Below are 22,521 nucleotides of genomic sequence, written 5' to 3' on the forward strand. Positions count from 1 at the left end.
GACGAGCTCGTGCGAGCGTGACGTGACGTTCAGCGACGCGAGCGGCGGCGGCCGAACACGAGGGCCGCCGCAGCGAGCGCCACGAAGGCAGAACCCGCGGAGGTGGTGCGGCCCGGAGCGGACGAGCAACCCGACGTGGTGGTGGTGACGGTCGTGGTGGGCGCCGTCTTCGGCGTGTCGCCCGGAGCGGCCGTGCAACCGTCACCCTCGCAAGGCGCGTCGGTCGCCGGATCGGCCGACGCCGGCTGCGTCCACGACGGCGGGTCGTAGCCACCTTTGTCGGCAGCGGCGATGGCCGCATTGATGATCAGGTCGGCGTGCGCGTCGGTACGCGAGTAAATCGCCGCAAGGCAGGTCGTGCTGGTCTGGGGTCCACGCGACAGGGCGCCGAGGACGTAGGGCGAGCCCGCGCTGAACGAGGCCTGGTCGAACGCGCCGCTGCCGGAGTCTCCCGAGCACACGTAGCCCTCGGTGACGAACTCCGCGGTGCTATCGGCCATCTGCTGGTACTGGCCCTTGCACTCGTTCGTCGTCGAGCCGGGCACGCAGACGATCTTGATGTCTTCGCGGATACGACGGATGCCCGAGTCCTCCGACGACGGGCTGGTGATGCCGTAGCCGATGGCGGTGATGTTCGGGCTGATCTTCGTGGTGTCCGTCATCTGGAACTGGACGACCGGTGTGGCGGGCGTCGCGTCCGACGCAGGCACGTTGTCGGCCAGCGTGACGACGGCGATGTCGTTTCCGCAGAACGCCTTGTCCGTCGGCGTTGCAATTGCGGTGACCTGGTAGAATTTCTTCGCGCGGAAGATGTTGGCTTCCGTGGTGACGATGAGCTCCGACGGCGAGACGTTGTTCGCGAACTTGTCGGCGCATGTGACCGCCTCGTCGGCGGCCGGCGGGACGACGCAGTGCCGCGCCGTCAGGACGAGGTTCGGAGCGATGAGCGTGCCGGAACACACGGCACCTCTCTTGCTCGCGATGCCGACGGCAAACGTGTCCGTGGTGTTGGTGTCGACCGCACCACCCTGGACCGCGCTCTTCTGACTACCGACAGCTTCCCCCGGCGTATCACCTGCGCCGCCACACGCGACGAAGACGGAAGACGACAGCAACACGACCGCGTGGAGAAGAGTGGTGTTCCGCATGTTTGGTGCCGCCATGTGCAGGTTATGTGCCGCTCGCGCTAACGATGACCCCACGAAGCACGAACCACTGTCACGAACCGTGTCGCACCCGTGCGCGACCTCGGATTTTCTCGTGCGTTCTTTGACGACCGCGATTGTGTTCGAACGTTAACGAACCGCGAACGACCGCACCAATGACCGTGAACGTGAAGGAAAGCATCGTCCGGACCGTGCGTGGACCAGCGACGAGGGCGTCAGAGTCTTATCGGCCCCCCTCCGGCGCGCTCATCTCGAACACGTCTCCTCACCGGCCGCGCTCGATCGAAAGGCGCTACCCTCCCGGTCATGACCGCTCGGGGATCCCACGCTCATCCGGCACGTGACGCCAAGGTTCTGCTCGTCCATTGCGACGCGTACGACGCTGCGAAGATCCGAGCCATCGTGCGATCGGCCATGGAGGAGCTCGGCTTGCGCCCGCGCGGCAAGACGCTGGTGAAGCCCAACCTCGTCGCTGCCGGCGAGCTCTTCACACATGCCTACACGCGCCCCGAGATCGTCGAAGGCGTCCTCGGTGCTCTTCGCGATCGCGACGAGGGGATGACCGAGCTCGCGGTCGGCGAGCGTTGCGGCATCACGATTCCCACGCGCTTCATCTACGAAGAAGCGGGCTACAACCCGGTCTTCGAGCGCACGGGCGCGAAGCGTTACTGCTTCGACGAAGTCCCTCAGGTCGAGATCCGCCTCACGCACGAGGGGCGGCTGCGCGACTACATCTTCACGCCGGAGCCCGTGGCGAATGCGGACTTCTTCGTGAACTGTCCGAAGTTCAAGGCCCACCCTTGGACGACCGTCACGTTCTCGATGAAGAATTACATCGGCATCCAAGACGACCGCCATCGTCTCATCGATCATGACCACGCGCTGAATCGCAAGGTCGCCGATCTCCAGTACGTGATTCAGCCCCAGCTCGTCGTCATCGACGCGATCATCGCCGGTGAGGGGCGCATGCTCACGCCGATCCCGAGGAACATGAACCTCCTCGTCATCGGCAACAACCAGGTCGCGATCGACGCCGTCAGCTGCGCGATCGTCGGCCTCGATGCGCGCGACGTCGAACACATCCGCCTTGCTTGGGAGCGCGGCTTCGGCCCCATCGATCTCGAGGCCATCACGATCGGCGGCAACGTCTCGCTCGATGAAGCGAAGGCGCGCGCCACAGGCTTCCAGATCGGCCTCGTTCGCGTCGAGAAGTACTTCGAAGGCACGAACATCCACGCCTACGCGGGAAAGCCTCCTTCGCACGAGAAGGGCGGCGACGACTATTGCTGGGGCGGCTGTCCGGGCGTCATCGAAGAGGTCATCGAGGTCCTGCGTCTCTACGACGAACACTGCGACGCGAAGCTTCCCAAGATCCACCTCGTCTTCGGCGACTACAAAGGACCGCTCGACATCTCGTATGGCGAGAAGGTCATCTTCATCGGCGACTGCGTCCAGTGGGAGGGCAACCTCGGCGGCGAGCTCGTGCAGATCAAGAGCACGTACAAGGATCGCTCGACGCTCGACCCCTACGAGGCCGAGCACAAGGACGTCTACGCGCGCATGCTGCGCATGGCGAACAAACTCCGCGAGCTGAAGTCCAGGCCCTATATTCGCCTCGAAGGTTGCCCCGTCAGCATCGGCGAGCTCGTGCTGCTCCTCGCCGAGCTCGGAGGCATCCAGAATCCGTACTTCGACAAGCGCCAGATCGTCGGGTTCAACCGCGCGTACCTCGCGTGGCGCGGAACCGAGGCCTGGAAACGCCTGCGTGGTGAGCCCTACCAAGTCCACGGCGAGCACCCGCGCGGAGAAGCTCGCCCCCGACTTGCCGACGAAGTACGCGGTGACGCGGAGGAGTGACGTGCGCATTGCCATCGGCGTGTTCGCCGAACCACCGCTACCAGGGCGCTGCAAAGCAGCACTCCTTGCGGCCTATGGAGAGACTTGGATTGCCGGCCTTCACGCGGCCATGCTGCGCGACACGCTCGACGGCCTGCAGTTCGTGAACGCGGACGAGTGGGTCGTGTTCGCACTTCCCGGCGAGCACGACGCCTCCGAAGGCGAAGCGGTGCTCGCCCGCCATGCCCCCGTGCCTTGGGACGTCGTCGCGCTGCGCGAACGCGAACGAAGCGCACAAATGCGCGAGGCGTTCGACGTCCTCCACGCGCGTGGCGGCGGCGCGGATTACTCCGTCGTCGTCTCCAGCGGAGCCCCTTCGTCTCCCACCGAACCGCTCGCGTCGCTCCTCGCGGACGACGACGTCGCGGGCAAGATCGTGATCGGTCCAACCGACGAAGGCGGCTGCTACCTGCTCGGCGCGGCCAAGTCCTCGGCGCGCCTCTTCGAAGACATCCCGTGGGAGACGCCGGCCGTCCTCGAGATCATGCGGCTCCGCTGCCGCGAGCTCACCTTGCCCGTCGTCGAGCTCGATCCCTGGTACGAAGTCGACGCGCCGAGCCACGTGATGCGGCTCCTCGAGGAGATGGCCAAGCACCCCGAACGTGCGCCGCGCACGGCTCAGTTCCTGGTTACCAACAAGTAATCGTCCGGCGCGCTGCGCGGTGTAGCATCCCGGGCCGATGAGCTCCTCTCTTTCTCCGGCCCGGGCGTCGCTCGCCGCAGTGTTCGCCTGCGCGTTCGTCACCGCGTGCGGAGGCTCTTCGCGTTCGGCCGGCCCGCCGATCGGGGTCACCGTCGGCGGACACGGCGCCAAGCCGGACGACGCTCCGCATGCGACAACCAAGGGGGTTCCTCCCGGCGAGACAGCAGGCGCCCGCGCCGAGCGCCTTCATCGCCAGGCGATCATCGTCGACGGTCACAACGACATCCCGACGATCATGTTCGGGAGCAACGTCGATCTGAAGACGCCCGAGACGCGCACGCACACCGATCTCGCGCGCATGAAGGCGGGCGGCATCACGGGCGAGTTCTTCTCGATCTACGTCGAAGGCGATCTCGCCGACAAACCCACGGTGACCGGCGGCGGCTCGCTCCGTCGCGCGATCGACCTCGTCGACGTGACGTACAGACAGGTCGAGCAGAACCCCAGCGAGCTTCTGCTCGCCACGACCGCCGCCGACATCCGACGCGCGAAGAAGGAGGGCAAGATTGCCGTCCTCATGGGAATCGAGGGCGGTCACGCCATCGAGAACTCCCTCTATGCCCTGCGCTCGCTCTACCGGCTCGGGTGCCGGTACATGACGCTCACGCACACGAACACCAACGAGTGGGCCGACTCCGCCGGGTTCTCGGGCCCCACGCCGACGCGCCACCACGGCCTCACGCCCTTCGGCGAAGAGGTGGTCGCGGAGATGCAGCGCATCGGTATGCTCGTCGACGTCTCACACATCGCCGACGACACGTTCTGGGCCGTCATGAAATCGGCCAAGGCCCCCGTGATCGCCTCGCACTCGTCGGCACGCGCGGTGGCCGAGCACCGGCGCAACTTGAACGACGACATGCTGCGCGCTCTCGCCAAAAACGGCGGCGTGGTGATGGTGAACTTCTGGTCGACGTTCATCTCGGTCGACTACCAGAACGCCGCGCGCGCCTGGTACGACAAGAACGGCAAGGCCTTCGCCGAGATTCGAACGAAGTACAAAGACGATCCGCTGGGCTTCATCGAAGCTCGCGCGAAGCTCCGCGCGGAGACCGAACCCCTGCCGAAGGTCCCGCTGTCCGTGCTGATCGACCACATCGAACACATCGTGCAGGTAGCAGGCATCGATCACGTGGGTCTCGGGTCGGACTTCGACGGCGTGGATGCACTGCCCGATGGCCTCGACGGCATCGACAGCCTTCCGAAGATCACGCTCGCTCTCGTGGAACGAGGCTACAAGGACGACGAGATCCTGAAGATCCTCGGCGGCAATTTCCTCCGCGTGTTCGAACAGGCCGAGGCGTACGCGAAGTCGACGGGGACCACGCTCTCCGGCAACGGCAGCACGCGACGCATCGACTCGAAGCGCTGATCGCGAGCACCCATGCGCTACGAAGGCCGCCTCTATCGTCCGCCCTCAGAGGCCGATGCGCTCATCCTCCAGGCCACGATCGGCTGCTCGTGGAATCACTGCACCTATTGCGACATGTACCGGGACAAGTCGTTCCGCCTGCGTTCGCTCGAAGACTCGCTCGCCGATCTCGATCGCGCCGCCATTGCCTGCGCCGACGAGGTGGAGAAGCTCTTCGTCGCCGACGGTGATGCGCTGGTCATGCCGATGGATCACTGGCTGCCGATCCTCGAGCGAGCTCGCCGTCTCTTCCCGCGCCTGCGCCGCGTGTCGTGTTACGCGATGGCCAGAAACGTCCTCGCCAAGGCCGAGGAGGAGCTTCGTCGTCTCGCCGACGAAGGCCTGTCGCTCCTCTACATCGGCCCCGAGTCCGGCGACGACCCGACCCTGAAGCGCATCGCGAAGGGCGACGACGCAGCGGCGCACGTCGAAGCCGCGAAGCGTGCGCACGGGGCGGGCATGCAGCTGAGCGTCATCGCCCTGCTCGGCATCGCCATGGAGCGAAGCAACGAACATGCGCAGGCGACCGCGGACCTCGTCACGAGGATGGATCCCGAGTTCTTCTCCGCGCTGACGGTCACGGTGGTGGAGGGGACGCCGCTCGACCGCCTCGCGAAGAGAGGGCGCTTCGAGGTCCCCGCCGTCCCTGCGCTGCTCGCCGAGCTCCGTACGATGGTGGCGGAGGCCCGGCCGACGAACGCCGTGTTTCGCACGAACCACGCGTCGAACTACCTGCCGCTCGGCGGTCGCTTGCCGCTCGATCGAGACCGGATCGTGGCCGTCATCGATGGAGCGCTCGATGGCTCGATCCCTCTCCGCCAAGAGTGGATGCGCGGCCTCTAGGGCGTATGCGTCCTCGATAGCTCTACCGTTCGGCGCGCAGGACGATATGGACGATCCAGATCAGTGGATAGTCGTCGATCCACCTGCGCCAGGCGTCCGACACCATGAAACATCTTCGCCACCGCGGAATTCTAGGTTCCAGCGTTCCGGCACCGGCGGTAAAAACGACCCATCGCCCAGGGCACGAGGCTTGCTGACCTCACCCTGTCCAGTTCGACCGCTCGAGCAGTCGCTCGGGCGTGGCGCTTGGGGGGATTGGGTCCCGCAGTTTTCTGACCGTTCCCGAGAGAGAAACGATGAAGAAGGTCCTGAGCCTCGTCTGCTGCGCGGGGGTCGCGCTTGCCTTTGCCGCTTGTGGTGGTGACGGGAACCAAGATCCCCCTCCGCTCAGCGTGCCTTCGTCACCTGGCGGGGGCACGAACGCGGGTACCGCCCACGCGGCGCCCGGAACGACCTACATCGACCAGTCGCTCTCCGATGTCGCCAACGTGCAGGACGATCGCGTCGTCTTCCCGGCGTCGTCGTATGGCGCGCTCTCCGCGCACAAGGCCGGCGACATTCTCGTGTCGAACCGCCAGGGCCAGGGAACGCCGGGCAACAACCCCGACGGCTTCCTCCGCCGCATCACGTCGATCGCACAGGCCGCGGAGGGCACGGTCGTCATGACCCAGCCCGCGACGCTCGACGAGGCGTTCGACGAGCTCGACATGACAACGAGCATCGACCCTGCCGAGTTGAGCCTCGACGGTCAGATCACGACCGATACGACGACCGCGCAGACCGCCACGATCCATCCGCTCGGGAAGAAGACGAAGGACATCAAGCTCGTCGACTTCAGCAACAAGGCGCTCTTCAACGAGAACATCAACGCCACGGCCGCCGACGGCAGCACGGTGCCCGTCAACATCTACGCCGGCATCGAGAAGGGCACGATCGCGTTCTCGCCGGGCTACGACGTCAGCGCGAAGATCAGCGGCTTCTCGGTCCAGTCGCTCAAGGTCGCCGCGGTGGGCGGCCTCTCCGCCGAGCTCTCCGTGCGCGCCGGAACGAAGATCGCGGCGCCGGTCGATGCCGCCAAGGCCGCCGAGTTCGCCGCCAAGGGCCTGAAGAAGTCGTACTCGAAGACCCTTGCACAATACAAGCTCGGGCTCGGCGAGGTGAAGGTCGGTCCGTTCGGGTTCCCGTCCTCCGGCACCTACACGCTCACGGTCAACTGCGATTTCAACTTCACCGCGCCGGTCGAAGTCGTGGCCGGGGCAAGCGCGAAGGGCGAGGTTACCGTCGGCTTCGAGTACGCGAACAAGTCGATGAGCCCCGTCTTCGAGAAGTCGCTCACGCTCGAGGCGAAGCCGCCGACGTACACGAAGGAAGGCTTCGTGCGCGCGCAGTGCAACGTGACCTCGCAGTTCGACCTGAAGTTCTTCGGCGTGGTCACGGCCGGCGCGTCGGTCGATGCGTACGGCGGAATGGGCGGCTCGAACACGTGCGGAGGCAAGAGCGCCGACGGCACGACGCAAGCGCTCGTCCACGGCGACATCGAAGCCGGCGTCTCGGGCAAGCTCTACGCGAAGGTCGACCTCTTCAAGCTGTACAAGAAGTCGGTCGAGTGCACGCTCTTCGACGAGAACGCGCAGGCTCAGTACGACACGACGTATCCCTACCCGGGCAGCCCGGAGCAGACCTGCAAGGTCTCCGGTCCCTACCCGCTCGACCCGCGTCCGAGTGCGAACCCGTCGATGTGCTTCTCGTCCGACGACGACGGCACCAACCCGGGCGCGATTACGGGCACCTGCACGCACGACGTCTGCGTCGCCGGCGACAAGCTCGGCCAGCAGTGCGACGACTGCACGATGAAGGTCTGCGCCGCCGATCCGTACTGCTGCGATACGTTCTGGGGGCTGTCCTGCTTCCAGTCCGTCGAGAAGTATTGCGGCAAGAAATGCGGCCAGTAGCGCCGAGCCCGCGTCAACGAGCCGCCCGCGACGTTTGACGATCGCGAGCGGCTGACGATGCGCTACGCATGACTCATGAGAGCGCTCGTCACCGGCGGTTCGGGGTTCATCGGCTCACACATCGTCCAGCGCCTCGTCGAAAACGGTCACAAGGTCCGCGTCGTCGACGACTTCAGTACGGGCAAGCGCGAGAACCTCGACCCGGTCGCGCGTGACGTCGAGATCATCACCGGCGACGTGCGCGACCGCGCAGCGATGGACAAGCACGCCGCCGGCTGCGAAGTGATCTTCCATCAGGCGGCCGTCGTCAGCGTCCCCTACTCCGTCGAGCACCCCGAAGAGACGCACGCGGTGAACATCATGGGCACGCTCAACGTGCTCATGGCCGCGCGTAAACACGGCGTGAGGCGCGTGGTGTTCGCGAGCTCCGCCGCGGTCTACGGCGACGAGCCCACGCTACCGAAGCGCGAGTCGATGACGCCCGATCCGATCTCGCCCTACGGCGTCGAGAAGCTCACGTCCGAGCACTATCTTCGCGCCTTCTCGCGTCTCTACGGACTCGAGACCGTGGCGCTCCGTTACTTCAACGTGTTCGGGCCCCGGCAGGATCCGTCATCGCCCTACTCGGGCGTCATCAGCGTGTTCGTCAATCGCATTCTCGAAGGCAAGCCCGTCGACATCTTCGGCGACGGCAAACAGAGTCGCGACTTCGTCTACGTCGCCAACGTGGTCGACGCGAACATCTCCGCGGCCACCACGTCGGGCGTGAGCGGACGCGTCTACAACATCGCCTGCGGCGGACGCACCACGCTCGTCGAGCTCGCCGACGCCATCGGCCACGCCGCCGGTACGAAGGTCACGAAGCGGTTCGGCGAGCCTCGCCCCGGCGACATCAAAGAGTCGCTGGCCGACGTCTCACGCGCCCGCACGGAGCTCGGGTACGCTCCACGCGTCTCGATCGAAGAGGGCTTGAAGAACCTCGTCTCCTACGCACGCAACACGGCGCGAACGTAGCGATTGTATCGCTCCGCCATACGCCGCTGCGTCGATCATCGCGATAGTCGAATCGAACGGTAGCGCTAGCTTCCCCGTCGAAGGGGAAGACCATGCGAATCGATACTCGCCGGGCAGCGCTCCGCGCGGCCGGAAAAGTTGCACTCGTATCCTCGGCTCTCGCGTGCGGAGCCACGAGCGGCGTCGAAGTGCCCGAAGCGGCGGCCACCGACGTCACGAAGGCACCGGACGCTCGAGACACGCCGGTGAACGAGGAGCCGTCGGCGACCACGAAAGACGCTGCGCCGCGTGATTCGGCATCGCGAGACGCCAAGACCAGTACAGATTCGTCCACGAAGACCTGCGAGCAAGGCGAAGAGGGCTTCGCGTGCTGCCAGAACCAGCTGCACGCCGAGCATCCGGACGCGACGCCGCTCCACGAGACGGATGCAAGGACGGTGGCGTGCTGCGCCGTCCTGTCGGCTCACTACGATGCGCTCGTCGCCGACGGGGGAAGCGAGGGTTGGGGTTGGGAGAAGGACGTCTCGCTCAAGCGGATGTGCTGCGCCGCCCTCGATTTCCAAGGCGCGACTTGCACGCCGTGGGGCCCGCCGATGCCTCCTGCCATGCGCCGCCTCACGGAGCGCCTCGTCGCATGAGCGCGCTCCAGGATCTGCGCGCCGTTTCACGACGCCACGTCGTGTCGCTGCCGGACCATCGCGAGCTCGTAGGCTCCGCCATCGCGACCTGGCGTGGTCGCATGATCAACGAGTACTCGTCGGCCGTCGTCTTCGAGGGCCTCGCCGCGCAGCTCGCAGCCGCAGGCTTCGACGAAGCGACCGTCGCAGAATGCCGTGGCTTTGCCGACGAAGAGCGCCATCACGGGGTTCTCTGCGGTGCGGTCGTCGAATCGCTCGGAGGAAGGGCGATCTTCGAGCCCCGACACGACGAAGCGTTCCCCGATCACGAGGACGTCCCGCGTGCAGAAGCGGCGCTCCGGAACTTGCTCAGCATCTCGTGCGCGAGCGAGACCGTCGCCGTCGCGCTCATCGGTGCCGAGCGGCTCGAAATGCCGGAAGGTCCGCTGCGGGAGCTCCTCACGAAGATCTATTCCGACGAGGTGGGCCACGCGCGTTTCGGCTGGCGCCTCTTGCCGAAGCTCCTCGCGATGCTCGACGAGGACGCACGACGACGCACGAACGAATACCTCGCGCTCGTCTTCGCGTCGCTCGAAGAGCACGAGCTCGCACATCTCAGTCCGAAGGCGGCGCCTCCCGAAGAGGGCGCCTCTCTGGGCCTGTGCAACGGAGCCGAGGCGCGCGAGCTGTTCTACGCCACCGTCGAGGAGGTCATCGTTCCGGGCCTCGAGCGTCATGGCCTCGCCGCCGCCGCCGCCTGGGAGCAGCGCACGGCGTACCGCTGAACGAGCCTCGCGCTCCTGCTGTGCTAGGCCTCGTGCATGACGCTGCCGTCGGTCGAGTCGCTCCGCTGCTTCTGCGCGGCCGCGAAGTTCCTGAACTTCCGAATGGCCTCGCGTTCGGTGGGCCTCACGCCGGCGGCGTTCGGGCAGCGCATCCGGCAGCTCGAAGGTGAGCTCGGCGACGTCCTCTTCGAACGCAACACGCGGAGCGTTCGACTCTCCGTCGCCGGCCTCTCGCTCCTCCCTCGCGCACAGCGCGCGATCGCGGCGGTCGAAGACTGCGCCTCCGTCGTCAAGTCGAAGCGCGAGATGCCGGCGATGGATCTCGTGATTGGAACACGCCACGAGCTCGGGCTCTCGTGGCTCCTTCCTCAGGTGGACGCGCTCCAGGCGGCCTACCCATTCCTCGACATCCATCTCTACTTCGGATCGGGCGCCGACCTGCTCAACCGCGTGCGAAATGCGGAGATCGACTGCGCAGTCTCCTCGATGCCCATCGCCGATCCGAAGATCGAGGCGATCCGCATTCATCGCGAGGACTACCTCTTCGTGGGCGCGCCCTCGCTCCTCGCGCGAAAGCCATTCCGAACCGCGAGCGACGCCGCGCATCACACGCTCGTCGACAGCAACGACAGTCTGCCGCTCTTTCGCTATTGGCGAGAAGCCGCGAAAGGCGAGCCGCTGACGTTCCGTCGCCTGGCGCGCTTCGGCACGATCGAGGCGATTCGCCAGCGCGTCGTCGACGGAGCGGGCGTCGGAGTTCTACCGAGCTACCTGCTCGACGAGGACCTCCGCCACAAGCGCCTGAAGGTGATTTTGCCGAAGGTGGTTCCACTCCACGACTGGTTCCGCCTCGGCTTCCGAGCCGACGACGGGCGGCGCTCCGTCTTCGAGAACCTCGCGAAGTCGATGGCCACCGTTCCTCTCTGCAGAACCTGACTCGCGTGGCCCCTTCAAGCGGGCGTGCCGAAGCTCAGCGTCTCGCCTTTCCAGTTCGTGGTGCGCAAGAATCCTTCCCAGGTGAGGTGCGCGGGGTCGACCTTACGACTCCACGCGAGATCGCGATGCGCCTGGAAGTAGCCATACTCCACGGCGTACTCCGCCATGCCCAACAGCTCGCGCACGAGGAGCTCGTTTTCGGCGAATGCAGGAAAGTGATGCAATAGCTCGGCTCGCGTGTAGGCCGAGCGATAGGCCGCCTTCCGGCCCGTCACGCGCTGGAACGTCTCGACCATCTCGTTGGGCGAGAGGAAGTCGCCCACGATCGGCAGAGACTGCCCCGCGTACTGCGCCGGATGAGAGAGAATCTCCAGCACGGCCGGTCCCGTCGCGGTCCGCGGATCGACGAACGGAGCACGGAAGTCACCGGGCAGATAGATCGGAAAAACCAGCGCTTCGCCGTCCATGCGCGGCGGGTAGAACTCGAGCAAGTTCGTATAGAAAAAAGCCAATTGAACGAACGTGCTCTTGATCGGTAGGCCTCGGATGTATTCCTCGACCCGCGCCTTGTCGGTGAAGTGCGGGGCGAACTTCTTGCCGCTCGTAATCGCGTCGACGTTCTCGAGACTGCTGAAGACGACGTGCCCGACGCCCGCTTCCACCGCGGCGTCGGCCAGCTGCTTCCCGAGAGCGAACTCGTGGGTCGCCGGCGGTGCGATGGGCGGCGTCAGGAGGAAGGCCGCTTCCGCACCGCGAAATGCGCGAACGAGCTCCTGTGTGCGCCCGACCTCGAGCGGCACCGCGAGCACCTCCGCGCCCTGGGCCGCAAGGGATCGGGCCTCGGGGCTGTTCGGATTGCGCGTGAGCGTACGAACGCGATAGCGGCCGCTCCCGAGTAGCGTCTGGGCGACGCTGCGCCCTTGTTTGCTGGTCGCCCCGACGATCGTGACGAGTGGTTTGCGTTCGGCGGACATTGGATGGTTCCTTTCGCTCGGGCGACGTCACGGCGACGCCCGACACTCCGAACTTGCGCCTGCCCGCGCCACCACACCAGATCGAACGGCCCACGGCAGTTTTGCGTTTTACGCAAAAGTCGGGCAGGCCCCTCTATACTCGCGGCGTGGAGTCGTTCTCGCAGCTCGAAGCTTTCACCCAGGTCGTCGCGCATCGAAGCTTCTCGCGTGCAGCAGAGCGGCTCGGCGTCACGCCCTCGTCCGTGAGCCGTGCCGTCGTGGCTCTGGAGAAGCGCCTCGGGGTGCGCCTGCTCAACCGTACGACGCGCAGCTTGAGCGTGACCGACGAAGGCGCGGCTTTCCACGCACGCGCCCTGACCATTCTCGCCGACCTTCAGGATGCCGAGCGCAGCGTCTCACGAGCGCGAGCGGTGCCGCGCGGGCGACTGCGAGTCGACGCGCCCTTGGCCCTCGGCGAGCAGCTCTTGGCGCCGGCGCTCCCGGAGTTCCTCCGGCGCCATCCGGACGTGTCCGTGGACTTGAGTCTCCGCGACACGTACATCGATCCGATAAGCGAAGGAATCGACGTCACGCTGAGGATGGGCAAGCTTCCCGCGTCCGAGTTCACAGCGCGCAAACTGGGCCGCGTCCGCGTCGTGGTCGTCGGATCTCCCGCCTATCTGGCCCGGTACGGGCGCCCCTCCGTGCCCGACGAGCTGTCGGGTCACAGGTGCCTCATGTATCTGCTGCGAGGCCATCCCATGCCGTGGCGCTTTCGCACGCGCGACGGATCGACTGTCACGGCTCCCGTCGCCAGTCAGCTCGTTGCAGGCAGCGGCGAGGTCTTGCGCCGGGCAGCCGTCGCCGGCGCAGGGCTCACCCGTCTGTTCGAGTACAGCCTCGCCGCCGACATCGCCACCGGCGCCCTCGAAGTCGTCCTCGCGGACCACGAGCTGCCGGCAGTGCCCGTGTATGCCCTTCATGCGCAGGCGCGGCAGCCAGCACTGAAGATCCGTGCCTTCGTCGACTTCGCCGCCGACCTGTTCCGACGCTCGCCATACGCGTGATCGTGCGCGGCGCGTAGGCGTGTCGCGTGCGCTTTCGCCACGAATCATGAAGATTCGAACCGGAATGAATGTTCGGACCAACGGCTAGCGGACCCACCGTTGCTGCTTAACTCTTCCATACCCGCGGATTCCACGTGGGCGTCATTTTCGAAGGGGAGCCACCGAGCATCATGGATCGTGCATTCGGAGAGCAGAGGAACTCGATCACCGCCACTCAGGGCTCCGCGTTCCGACGAACGCTCGGCATGAGTTTAGGGATGGTGATCGCCCTGCTCCTTGGCGTCGCCGTTGCGCAATTTGCGCGTGGCGGCGACACCACCAGCGAGACCATCGGCGTGGGCCAGTGACCGGCGACCGCTGACCGCCCCTCACGTCATGAACGTCTCGTAGTCGAGTTTCTCGAGCTTCCGTGACAGCACGGACAACGCGACGAGACTCGTCAAACCGCCGGCGACGAGAAACCCGAAGCCGTAGAAGCGCGGACCGAGCTGCTGACTCACGATCGAAAACGTCAGGTTCGCGATCGTGAAGAAACCGGCGAGGTAGAGCGCGAGCTTGCGGCAATCGAGGTAGAACAGAATCGTCAGCGCGGACAGGAGCACGACCTGACATCCGGCGCCGGCCACATCGACGTTGAACAGGTACGAATAGAACGCCGGGATGTGGAACAGCCCTAGCACCTTGCGCCCCACGAGGAGCAAGATCAGCACGGTCATCCCCTGCATGCGGAAGATGTCGTAGAGGCCGCCTCGTGCGGCTTCCACGAGCGCGACGCGCAATCGATACAGCTCGTCGAGCGTCTCGCCCTCGCGCACGGCCTTGTAGTAGCGGTCGTATTGCTCGGCGAAGTCGGTCTCGATGCGCACGAAGAAGACGGCCATGCCCGGAATGATCGAGAGATAGGCGATCGAGATTGGCGCGTCGTATACGATCGAATAGCGAATGGGGCCGATGAGCGCCTCGGACGTGACCGGGTTCATCCAGAACACGAACTTGTCGGCCCAGACTGCGGCATTGAGCAAGAAGCCGGTCGCCGCGAGGCCGGGATACACGGCCTTTCGCTGCAGGAATCCGAACGCGATGAAGCGGTCGGTCGGGTATTGCCGGAGCACGAGGACGAGCATCGTGAAGAGCATCACCGAGTGCCCGACGAACAGCCCGGCGACGTACCCCGGCAGCCCCAGCGGCGACAGCGCGAGCGCGAGCAGGATCGTGGTTCCGTAGCCGAGCGCGAACGAGCCAACGACGCTCCAGTAGGCCTTCACGCCCGAGAGCAGCCCGCTCAGGATCCACACGTTCGACAGCGTCACGAACGTTGCGACGAGGAGCACGCGAAACGCGAGATCCCCGGTGAACGTGGTGCTTACGACGAAGGCCGCGAACGAGCCGCTCACGATGGTGGTCAGGAGCAGCGCGCCGATGACGTTGGGGGCCACCGTCTCGGGCTTCTTCTCGAACAGGCGATCGGCGACGAACCGCACGAAGAGCAGCTGGAGCGCGCCCGAGAGCATCAGCGAGCACGCCATCAGGTACGTGACGGTCGCCAGGAACGGGGTCACGAGCTCCGGCCGCTCACCCGACGAGCCAACGATGCCGATGAAGAGCATCGCGCCGATGGAGATGATCCACGGACCGGAGCCGACGACGCCCGCGACGAAGTACGTGCGGAGAACGCCGGAGTACGATCCCTTCTGCAAGTGCTGGCGCAGCTCGAATCCGATGCCTGCCACGGAACGCCTCCCCTCTCGGTGCCGTCAGACTCGACCGATGGCCGTCTCGTAGATCTCGCGATAGCGCTCGAGCATCAGGCTCTGCGTGTACGCCGACTCCACGCGCGCGATGCCGGCAACCTGCGCGGCATTCCAGCGGGGGCGATCGCGGAGAAGCTCGAACGCGGCGCGCGCCGAGGCCTCGGGGTTGGCGATGTCCACCACCGCACCCGCGGTGCCGAATGCCTTGTCCTCGGGCGTGTCACGTCCGTAGACGAGCTCGCGTACGCAGCCAACGTCGGTCGAAACGCACGGCAGGCCGGCGGCGAAGCCTTCGAGCGCGACGAGCGGTTGCGCTTCGCTGATCGACGTAAGCACGTTCAAGCCGAGCTTCGGGAAAATGTCGTCGACCTTCTGCATCCCGAGGAACTTCACCGTCTTCTGCAGTTTGAGCGTGGCGACGAGGTGACGGCACTCCTCGGCGTACAACTTGTCCTCGTCGTCAGGGCCGACGACCCACCCCTCCACCTCCGGAATCCACGACGAGAGGATGTGGACCATGCGAATGAAGGTCTTGATGTCCTTGATGGGCACCACGCGACCGACGAGACCGAGGACCTTGGGGACTTCCGCTGGGCGCATGTCGCGCAAGGCCGTGAAGCGTGCGAGGTCGATGCCGTTCGGTACGACGCGCGTTCGAGAGGGGTCCGCGCCGTCTGCGATCTGCCTCTCGCTGTTGCCCTCGTAGAGCGCGACGATCGGATCTGCCGCGGCGTAAGCCATTCGGCCGAGGGCTTCGAAGAAGCGGATCCACATCTGCCGGAAGAAGCCGATACCGCCGGCGTCGGCCTCGTCGTCGTCACGGATCCACGTTGCCTGGAGGAGCTCGATGCGACGCTCCTTGGAGTAGATGCCGTGCTCGGTGAGGATCAGCGGCTTGCCCTGCCGCTTCGTGGCGAGCATTCCGAGAAACCCTGCGAAGCCCGTGGAGACGACGTGGAAGGCTCGCGAGCGCGGGAGGGTCGCGGCGACGTTCGCCATCTTGAAGAGCGGCGCGTGCATCGAACGCACCGTCCAGAAGTATTCGAGGAAGCTCCGGTTCTTCGACGACTGCTCGTAGCGCTCGCAGATCTGCTGCCACGCGGACTCGCTGAAGAGGAAGTCGTGCTCGTGCTTCGCGGGAGCCTCGAGCAGCGTCGAAACGATGCGGTCCAGCATCGGCCCGAGCTCGAGCGGCTGTTGTCCGCGCGCCCTGAGCAGGTCGTGGAGCTCGGCGCTGTCGCGATAGAACCCTTCATCGCCGCCCTTCGCGACGAGCCGCTGCACGCGCGGCACTTCGGCGAGGAAATGCTCCTCGAGGTGCACGACGTTCGGCGGCAGCTCGTATCGAATGCTCTTGTAGCTGTCGGCCGCGCCGCCGATGAACACGAGCGCGAACGTGATGTCCGGCAAGCCGGAAATGATCTGGTGCACCCAGCTCGAGACGCCACCGCTGACGAATGGATAGGTCCCTTCGAGGAGCAGCGTGACGTCGGCGACTTCACCGCGAGCGAGGGTGGGGCCTCCGAAACGGCTCATCGCGCAAGCTCCTTGGGCGGCGGACTCGACGGAATCAGCACCGCAGGAGGCTCCGATTGCAGAGGCGGCAGCGTCGACTGCCCCAACAGGTCGTCCCAGAACTCCAACACCGGGCGCGAGAACGAGTTGTCGGGCGCGAACATCTCGAGCTCACGCAGGAGGCCGCGCACCGAGACGTAGTCGCGCCGGTAGAATGCGCACTCCGCGAGATACGGCAGGAGCTTCACGCGCGGATATCCCGCTTCCATGGCACGAGCGAAGGCCGCAACCGCGTTCTCGACATCACGCATTCGTACGAAGATGCGTCCGAGGAAGAACTCCGCCGCGGCATGCCCAGGAAGGAGCTCGCACGCAGTGCTCGCATGGTGCTGCGCACTCGCCAGCGACTGCGTGAGAACGATTCCTTCGGCGAGCCCGGCGAACGCGAGCTCCCAATGGCACTCGGCGAGTCGCAGGTGGAGGCGCGGCATTTCTTCTTCCTCGGCGCCCTCGATGGCGCGGGTAACCTGCGCGATGCGCCTTTCGATCTCGTCGCGCATTCGTTCGAGACGCGAGAAGGCGTAGAGGCGAATCTCGTCGGACGGATCGCTGAGCGCGCTCTTCAACAGTGGAACCGCGACGCGGTCGGGCAGGCCTCGTGTGGCCAGAATGGCCTCGAAGCGGGCTGCCTCCGTCTCCTTCGTTCGCTCGCGAAGCATGGCGCCAATCTCGTAGACGGAGGCCCGACGCTTTCTTCCGCGCACGCCGCTACGAAGCTGAGCATCGAGTTCCTCTTGGGTCTCCACGGCGAGCCACGGTTCGCTTCCCACCGGTCGAGGCTCGGTGAAGCCCAGACCGAAGACGAGGAGCATGCCCACGGGCCCGACAACGGGCACGAAGAACGCCACGATGGCGCCGAAGATCGTCACCTCGATCCACTTATGGCGAAGGAACGAAGGCGGATCCCCTGCCAGCATGACGCCGGCCCCCAACGAGCAGCACACGTGGATGCCGAGGAACGCGAGGAGCATCCCCGTGGTCGTGAGCGGCAAGCCGCGTGGGACGAGGGCGACGACGAAGAGCGCCAGATCGACGGACGCGAAGGCACCAACCGCGATCGCGCCCAACCTCCATCCGTTCATCGGCCCTCCGCGCCACCTGCCAGATCGAGCGACGGTGCGCTGTCGATCGCGCTGGCCTCGTTCGTCGCGCGCGTCGTCCGAACGACGTCGGCGAGGTGGCCGCCGAGCGTCGCCATCGTTTCGAGGTTTCGCTTCTCGAACGAAATGAACGGCATCGCCTGAACGCACATGACGGCCATGATTTCGCCGGACGAGTCGACGAACGGAATCGCCGCGAGAAGCGGCGTTCGTGCGAAGTTCCTCGATCGATCCGGCCGAGTCGCTGCCGGAATGTACGTGAGCTGTCCGGTGCGAAGTGCGTGGACCAGCAGCGGGTCGTCGGCGGCCATTGCCTCGGGTCGCCCGACAACCGCGCATCGATCGCCGAGGGCGCCATCATTCACCGAAAGAAGCTCCCCCACTTCGAGTCCGCAGTGGGTCGCGAAGATCTCGAGCATCGTATTGCCCTGAATGGCGAACGAAACGGTGCTCGCCGCGCTCATGGCGTCGCGCAGAGCCGACATCGCTTCGCGCAGGGTGCTTCGCGACCGCTCGACCTTGTCGTCGAGACGGTCGTGGGAAACCTCGAGCAGGAAATGCGCCCGCGCGAGCTCGTTCGACTGCCGCCTCAGCCCCTGGAACCCGAATTCGAGCGCCACGATCTCGCGCTTCCAGAGATCGGAGAACTGCCCGGCGATCATCGCGACGACGATGAGCCCCACGAGCGGCTCACCGGGGAAACGGGCCACCGGAACGAACTGGAGGCGCCACGCGAGCACGAGCCCCACGTCGAGCAGCACGGCGCTTCCGAAGCCCAGCATGAAGCCATGACGGAGAGCGATGAGGAGCGGCGCCAGAGCGAGCCATGGGAAGCCGCCCGTCAGGAAGAAAGGATTGGCGTGATCGACCAACCAACCGACCAATGGAATGGCCAGGGTGATGACGAGGCTCTCCGTGGCCGCACGGGAGGCATCGATGCGGCGCCCGAGAATCGCGGCCCGCCCCGAGACCTTGGGTCGAACGCCGGACCCGAGCGTGAGGGAGCCCGGCAGGCTGTCCGGTTGTCCATCCCTCTTGCTGGACGGCAGCTCGTTCCCCGACGACATCGGCGCCGGACCGGAGACCACCGACGCGAAGGTTCCGGAATGGCCGCCGCTGGCGCGCGAATCCCTCGTCTCGTCCAGCTCCAAGCGCGTCATGCCATCCTCACTGCGGTTGCGCGTGAAGCTGCTGCACGAGCGTATCGAGTAGGCGTAGGGCGGTACCGCTCGCGTTCTCCGCTGCACTTCCTGTTTGGGTACCCGTTCCGACCCAAACGACTTTTCCCGTCGAGAGCTCGACGACGCGCATCGAGAGACCGATGGCGGGCTCGCCGTCGAGGCCGCTCTTGTAACGCCACTCTTCGACACTGCCCGTCACCGCGTAATCGTATTTCGCGGTCTTCGCCCAATCGAGGGCGGCCTCGAAACGCTGGCGATCGCTCGTGAGGAGGCGCGAGTCGTCTTCTTTGGGTGCGGGGTAGCTGTCGAGCTGCACGACACCGCGCTTGCGCAGGAGCGTCTCGAGAATGGCCTCCACGCGCTCGCCCGCCTGAGGAGTCTCCGAGTGGTTCTGAACGGGAAGGAGCGCCCACTTTGCCGACGTCTTCAGGCTCCCGCTCCGATGAATGCTCGTCACTGGGCCACCGCACGCTGCGATGAGCCAGACGATCGCCGACAGGACAGCTGCTTTCACGAACCACGTTCTCCAACCGGAACGGTCCACGGGAGCCCCCTTCTCGCTAGGTCATCAGTGATGACCAACATCGCCTCGTATGTGAAGCCTGAATGAATCGGGTGTCGTCGATGCCGCCGAAGTCGCGCCGCGCTGTCGCATGAACGGGAGGCCTCGACGGTTCTCTGCCGCACGAACACTGAAAGTCAGAATGGGAACGCATACGAGAGCGCGAGCTCCGCGCTGTCGTTGTTCGGGATTCCGGCGATGCCACGGTTGTAAAACGCAAGGAAACTTGCCACACCGAACGGAGCACGAACGCTGGCGGAGCAGAGAACGTGGACGGCGGGATCGGCATCCGGCAAGAGAATGCCGTACGCGGCCTCGCAGTCGTACCGAGGATACGGCGCAGCATCGGGGCGATAGCGATCGGTGACGTCACCACGCGAGAAGTGAATCACGCCGCCCACGAGCTCGAAGCTCGGAGGCAACGCGCGCGCGATGTCGGCACGCGGGGGAATGAGCGCGTTGATGTCGGCAGGCTCGACCTTGCGATTGAACCGCTGGGACACCTGCCCCATGCCTCCGATGGAGAGCGAGGGCTCGCGGTTCAAGATCTTGAAGCCGGCTTCCGCCGTTCCGAGAGCGTCCCACGCGATGTGCTCGTAGCGACGTGACTGATCCTCACGCCCTTCGGCTTCGATCGATCCGTACCAGCGCGTCAGGTCGTAGCGCGCCTGCACGGAGGCCAAGTTGCGCACGGCACCGACGCGAAGCGCGCTCGTGTCGTCGATCTTCGAGCCGATCCTCACGTCGGTGGTGATGCCGAGCCTGCTGGTGACGAGCCGCTGGTCGAAGAAGCTCGCGCGCACGACCGGCGTCCCCTCCTGATAGTTGAACGCACCGCCAAACTCCGTAACGCCGCGCGCGGAAGTCCTCCGGAAGAGCGCGCCTCCGTCGCCCTCGAAGCGCGGCTGGTCGAGGACGAGCACTCCGCCGCGATCCGACATGCGCACGCCGCTGGCGGTATAGATGATTCGACCACGAGCGAGGTCGTGGGCCATCGAAACCTCCGGCCCGGCGATGTCGAGACCGGTGATGAGCGTGTAGTTGGCGCCGGCGCGCACGATACGACGGTGCCTCTCCGCGATGCGCTGGAGCTCGTCGCGCATGGGCTCCTCCGCCCCGACCACGTCGGTCGCAAGAGTCTGGGAGATGACGCTGGCAGCGTCCGGCTCCCGATCGATCGAAACCAGCGCGTGAACGCGGTCCTCGACGGGTAGGTCGCCGCCCTCGGCGAGCAAGCGGCTCATCTGGGATTGATCGCCGTCGACGAGCGCGAGCGCCAAGCGGTAGCGCCGGAAGCGGCCTGACATGTCGAGGGTCTTCGACCGCTCGACGATGGGCCGGGCGAAGTCCGGCCGGCCCGTGGAGAGGTACCAATCGGCGGCCATCTCCTCTTCGCCGGGCGGTACACGCAAGCCGCTGATGCGGAGGGCCTTGCGAGGCTGCTGCGGCTGCTGTTGCGCATCTGGCGGCGCCTCGACGGCTCCTGTGCCGCCGAGAAGTGCCGACATCCAGCGATCGGCTTGGGGGACGCCGTCGTTGTCTCGCACGACCGAGACCGTCGACTCGATGAGCGCGAGATCCTCTTGCGTAAAGCGCCCGCGCTTCAGCGCGTCGGCCATCTGCTTGCGCAGGCCGGCGACGGCACGACGGCGCATCTCGTCGCTCACCGAACGACGCCCGAGTCGACCGAAAATCTCGGAGAAGTCGAGTAGGACGCGAGGGTCGGCGGGATTGGCGCGAAGCTCGAGACCAAAGAACGCCACGGCATCCTCGAATCGCCCGATCCGCGCGAGCCCGACGGCCATCGGCATCCACAGCGCCTCCTGTTGGCGCGCGCTCGAGCGCCAGGATACGACGCGCACGCGAACCTCGGCGTCGTCGGCGACCTCCAGCGCCTGCCATAGGTACGCCGCGCGTATCGCGCCGTCATCCGGCTGGAGCGCAAGCGCGCTGGCGTATGCTTTGAGGGCCGTCTTCCCCTCTCCCGCCTGGCGAGCGAGCTCGCCTCGCAGCAGGAAGTACTCCGCCGACTCGTGGAGGTTGCCGGGCGCCTTGTCCGCCGAGTCCAGGATCGCTCTCACGCCACGCCAATCGTTCTCGCTCTCGCGGAGATGAGCCGCGAGAATGACGATGGCACCGTCCTTCGTTCGCTTGTGTTCGGCGAGCGCGACCTTCACGGCATCGTCGTAGCGATGCGCGTCCGACAGGAGCGCGAACAGACGTTGGCCGGCATGGAGCGCGGCGGGCTCCACGTGGTAGACCTTCTCGTACGCGACGAGCGCGTCGGCGTCCTCGTCGCGATCCCACGCGAGCGTAGCCAGGTCTTCCCAGTACTCCTTGGCGTCGTCCGGCATTTGGGCCCGGAGCTTCTGGAGAATCTCGTACGCCGCGTCGACCTCGCCGCTGCGCGAGAGGTCGCGTGCGTACGCGTGACCTTCTTGAGGGGTGAGCGCGTCGAAGCCGAACCGCGCGACGAGCGCCTTCCATTCCACGATGGCATCGTTCGTGTGACCGCTGCGGGCGAGCAGCTTCGCGAGGATCACGCGCGTGGCTTTTTCAGTGGGAAAGCGCTTGATGCGGTTGCGTAGGAAGTCGACGGCGACGTCCGGCGTTCCGGCGATCTCGTGGGCCTGCACCACTTGCTGGAGGTCCGCTTCGCTCGCATTCTTCGCGAGCCCCTGCATCGCAAGGAGCTTCGCGACAAGCTTGTCGTCGTGCATCTGACGCGCGAGGCGAAGGGCATTCGCGTAAGCGCCTCCCCCGCTCGGCTCGCTCGCCTCGCTCGCCCCGCTCGGCGCCGCTGACTTGGTTTGCGCTTTCCGTCGAGGCTGGTCGGCCGCCGCAATGACCGGCCAGATCAGCGAAAGCAGAGCCAGCGTCGACAGCGCCGACCAGTTCGAGCGCAAGCTGTGAGCCCGTCGCATGCCCCATCCAGCTTGCAATTGCTTGACGTATTTTGAAATCCTCGACGGAAGCTCGAATGCAAATTCACAAGAATTGCGCAGACACACC

The 22,521-nt window shown here is 65.8% G+C and carries 19 protein-coding genes; 11 read left to right on the forward strand and 8 right to left on the reverse strand.

Annotated elements, in window-relative coordinates:
• Positions 1-29: 29 nt before the first annotated feature.
• On the reverse strand, positions 30-1,148 hold the full coding sequence (locus tag AKJ09_RS01705; protein ID WP_169927169.1) for a trypsin-like serine protease: 1,119 nt from the start codon (positions 1,146-1,148) through the stop codon (positions 30-32).
• 324 nt (positions 1,149-1,472) lie between these two features.
• Here AKJ09_RS01705 and AKJ09_RS01710 point away from each other — a divergent pair, with 324 nt between their 5' ends.
• The 9 genes from AKJ09_RS01710 (at position 1,473) to AKJ09_RS01750 (ending at position 11,320) form a co-directional block, all read left to right on the forward strand.
• Positions 1,473-3,023, forward strand: coding sequence for a DUF362 domain-containing protein (locus tag AKJ09_RS01710; RefSeq protein WP_146645424.1), 1,551 nt, complete (start codon positions 1,473-1,475; stop codon positions 3,021-3,023).
• Position 3,024: 1 nt separating this feature from the next.
• Positions 3,025-3,705, forward strand: a complete 681-nt coding sequence (locus tag AKJ09_RS01715; RefSeq protein WP_146645425.1) for a TIGR04282 family arsenosugar biosynthesis glycosyltransferase — start codon at positions 3,025-3,027, stop codon at positions 3,703-3,705.
• A 37-nt stretch (positions 3,706-3,742) separates the two neighbouring features.
• Positions 3,743-5,134, forward strand: a complete 1,392-nt coding sequence (locus tag AKJ09_RS01720) for a dipeptidase (RefSeq protein WP_146645426.1) — start codon at positions 3,743-3,745, stop codon at positions 5,132-5,134.
• Between the two features lie 12 nt (positions 5,135-5,146).
• Positions 5,147-6,016 carry a radical SAM protein gene (locus AKJ09_RS01725; RefSeq protein ID WP_146645427.1) on the forward strand — a complete coding sequence of 290 codons (870 nt, stop codon included), beginning with the start codon at positions 5,147-5,149 and terminating at the stop codon, positions 6,014-6,016.
• Between the two features lie 296 nt (positions 6,017-6,312).
• On the forward strand, positions 6,313-7,968 hold the full coding sequence (locus AKJ09_RS01730; RefSeq protein ID WP_146645428.1) for a hypothetical protein: 1,656 nt from the start codon (positions 6,313-6,315) through the stop codon (positions 7,966-7,968).
• Positions 7,969-8,043: 75 nt separating this feature from the next.
• Positions 8,044-8,982, forward strand: a complete 939-nt coding sequence (locus tag AKJ09_RS01735; protein WP_146645429.1) for an SDR family oxidoreductase — start codon at positions 8,044-8,046, stop codon at positions 8,980-8,982.
• A gap of 92 nt (positions 8,983-9,074) precedes the next feature.
• Positions 9,075-9,620, forward strand: a complete 546-nt coding sequence (locus tag AKJ09_RS01740; protein WP_146645430.1) for a hypothetical protein — start codon at positions 9,075-9,077, stop codon at positions 9,618-9,620.
• Positions 9,617-10,384 carry a ferritin-like domain-containing protein gene (locus AKJ09_RS01745; RefSeq protein WP_146645431.1) on the forward strand — a complete coding sequence of 256 codons (768 nt, stop codon included), beginning with the start codon at positions 9,617-9,619 and terminating at the stop codon, positions 10,382-10,384. The genes AKJ09_RS01740 and AKJ09_RS01745 overlap by 4 nt, the downstream gene beginning before the upstream one ends.
• 36 nt (positions 10,385-10,420) lie before the next feature.
• Entirely contained in the window at positions 10,421-11,320 is a 900-nt protein-coding gene (locus AKJ09_RS01750; protein ID WP_146645432.1) for a LysR family transcriptional regulator, read from the forward strand.
• Between the two features lie 14 nt (positions 11,321-11,334).
• Here AKJ09_RS01750 and AKJ09_RS01755 read toward each other — a convergent pair whose 3' ends face one another.
• A complete protein-coding gene (locus tag AKJ09_RS01755; protein WP_146645433.1) occupies positions 11,335-12,294 on the reverse strand; it encodes an NmrA/HSCARG family protein in 960 nt (319 codons plus the stop codon).
• Positions 12,295-12,440: 146 nt separating this feature from the next.
• On the opposite strand from AKJ09_RS01755, the gene AKJ09_RS01760 reads away from it, so the two are divergent.
• Together AKJ09_RS01760 and AKJ09_RS52575 are read left to right on the forward strand one after the other, a co-directional pair.
• Positions 12,441-13,340 carry a LysR family transcriptional regulator gene (locus tag AKJ09_RS01760; protein WP_169927170.1) on the forward strand — a complete coding sequence of 300 codons (900 nt, stop codon included), beginning with the start codon at positions 12,441-12,443 and terminating at the stop codon, positions 13,338-13,340.
• Between the two features lie 134 nt (positions 13,341-13,474).
• On the forward strand, positions 13,475-13,687 hold the full coding sequence (locus AKJ09_RS52575) for a hypothetical protein (protein WP_169927171.1): 213 nt from the start codon (positions 13,475-13,477) through the stop codon (positions 13,685-13,687).
• Positions 13,688-13,708: 21 nt separating this feature from the next.
• On the opposite strand, the gene pelG is transcribed toward AKJ09_RS52575, so the two are convergent.
• From pelG to AKJ09_RS01790, 6 genes are all read right to left on the reverse strand, one after another.
• A complete protein-coding gene (pelG, locus tag AKJ09_RS01765; RefSeq protein ID WP_146645435.1) occupies positions 13,709-15,070 on the reverse strand; it encodes an exopolysaccharide Pel transporter PelG in 1,362 nt (453 codons plus the stop codon).
• A gap of 24 nt (positions 15,071-15,094) precedes the next feature.
• The gene (gene pelF, locus AKJ09_RS01770) at positions 15,095-16,627 is read right to left on the reverse strand and encodes a GT4 family glycosyltransferase PelF (protein WP_146645436.1); all 1,533 of its coding nucleotides are present in this window, start codon (positions 16,625-16,627) and stop codon (positions 15,095-15,097) included.
• Entirely contained in the window at positions 16,624-17,748 is a 1,125-nt protein-coding gene (locus AKJ09_RS01775) for a tetratricopeptide repeat protein (RefSeq protein WP_146645437.1), read from the reverse strand. Before AKJ09_RS01775 ends, pelF begins: the two co-directional genes overlap by 4 nt.
• Complete coding sequence (locus AKJ09_RS01780; protein WP_146645438.1) at positions 17,745-18,926, reverse strand: hypothetical protein; 1,182 nt, start codon at positions 18,924-18,926, stop codon at positions 17,745-17,747. Before AKJ09_RS01780 ends, AKJ09_RS01775 begins: the two co-directional genes overlap by 4 nt.
• 7 nt (positions 18,927-18,933) lie before the next feature.
• Positions 18,934-19,461, reverse strand: a complete 528-nt coding sequence (locus AKJ09_RS01785) for a hypothetical protein (protein ID WP_146645439.1) — start codon at positions 19,459-19,461, stop codon at positions 18,934-18,936.
• Between the two features lie 185 nt (positions 19,462-19,646).
• Entirely contained in the window at positions 19,647-22,433 is a 2,787-nt protein-coding gene (locus AKJ09_RS01790) for a tetratricopeptide repeat protein (protein WP_146645440.1), read from the reverse strand.
• Positions 22,434-22,521: the final 88 nt, after the last annotated feature.

It is taken from the genome of Labilithrix luteola, assembly GCF_001263205.1.
GTDB classification, from domain to species: Bacteria; Myxococcota_A; Polyangia; order Polyangiales; family Polyangiaceae; genus Labilithrix; species Labilithrix luteola.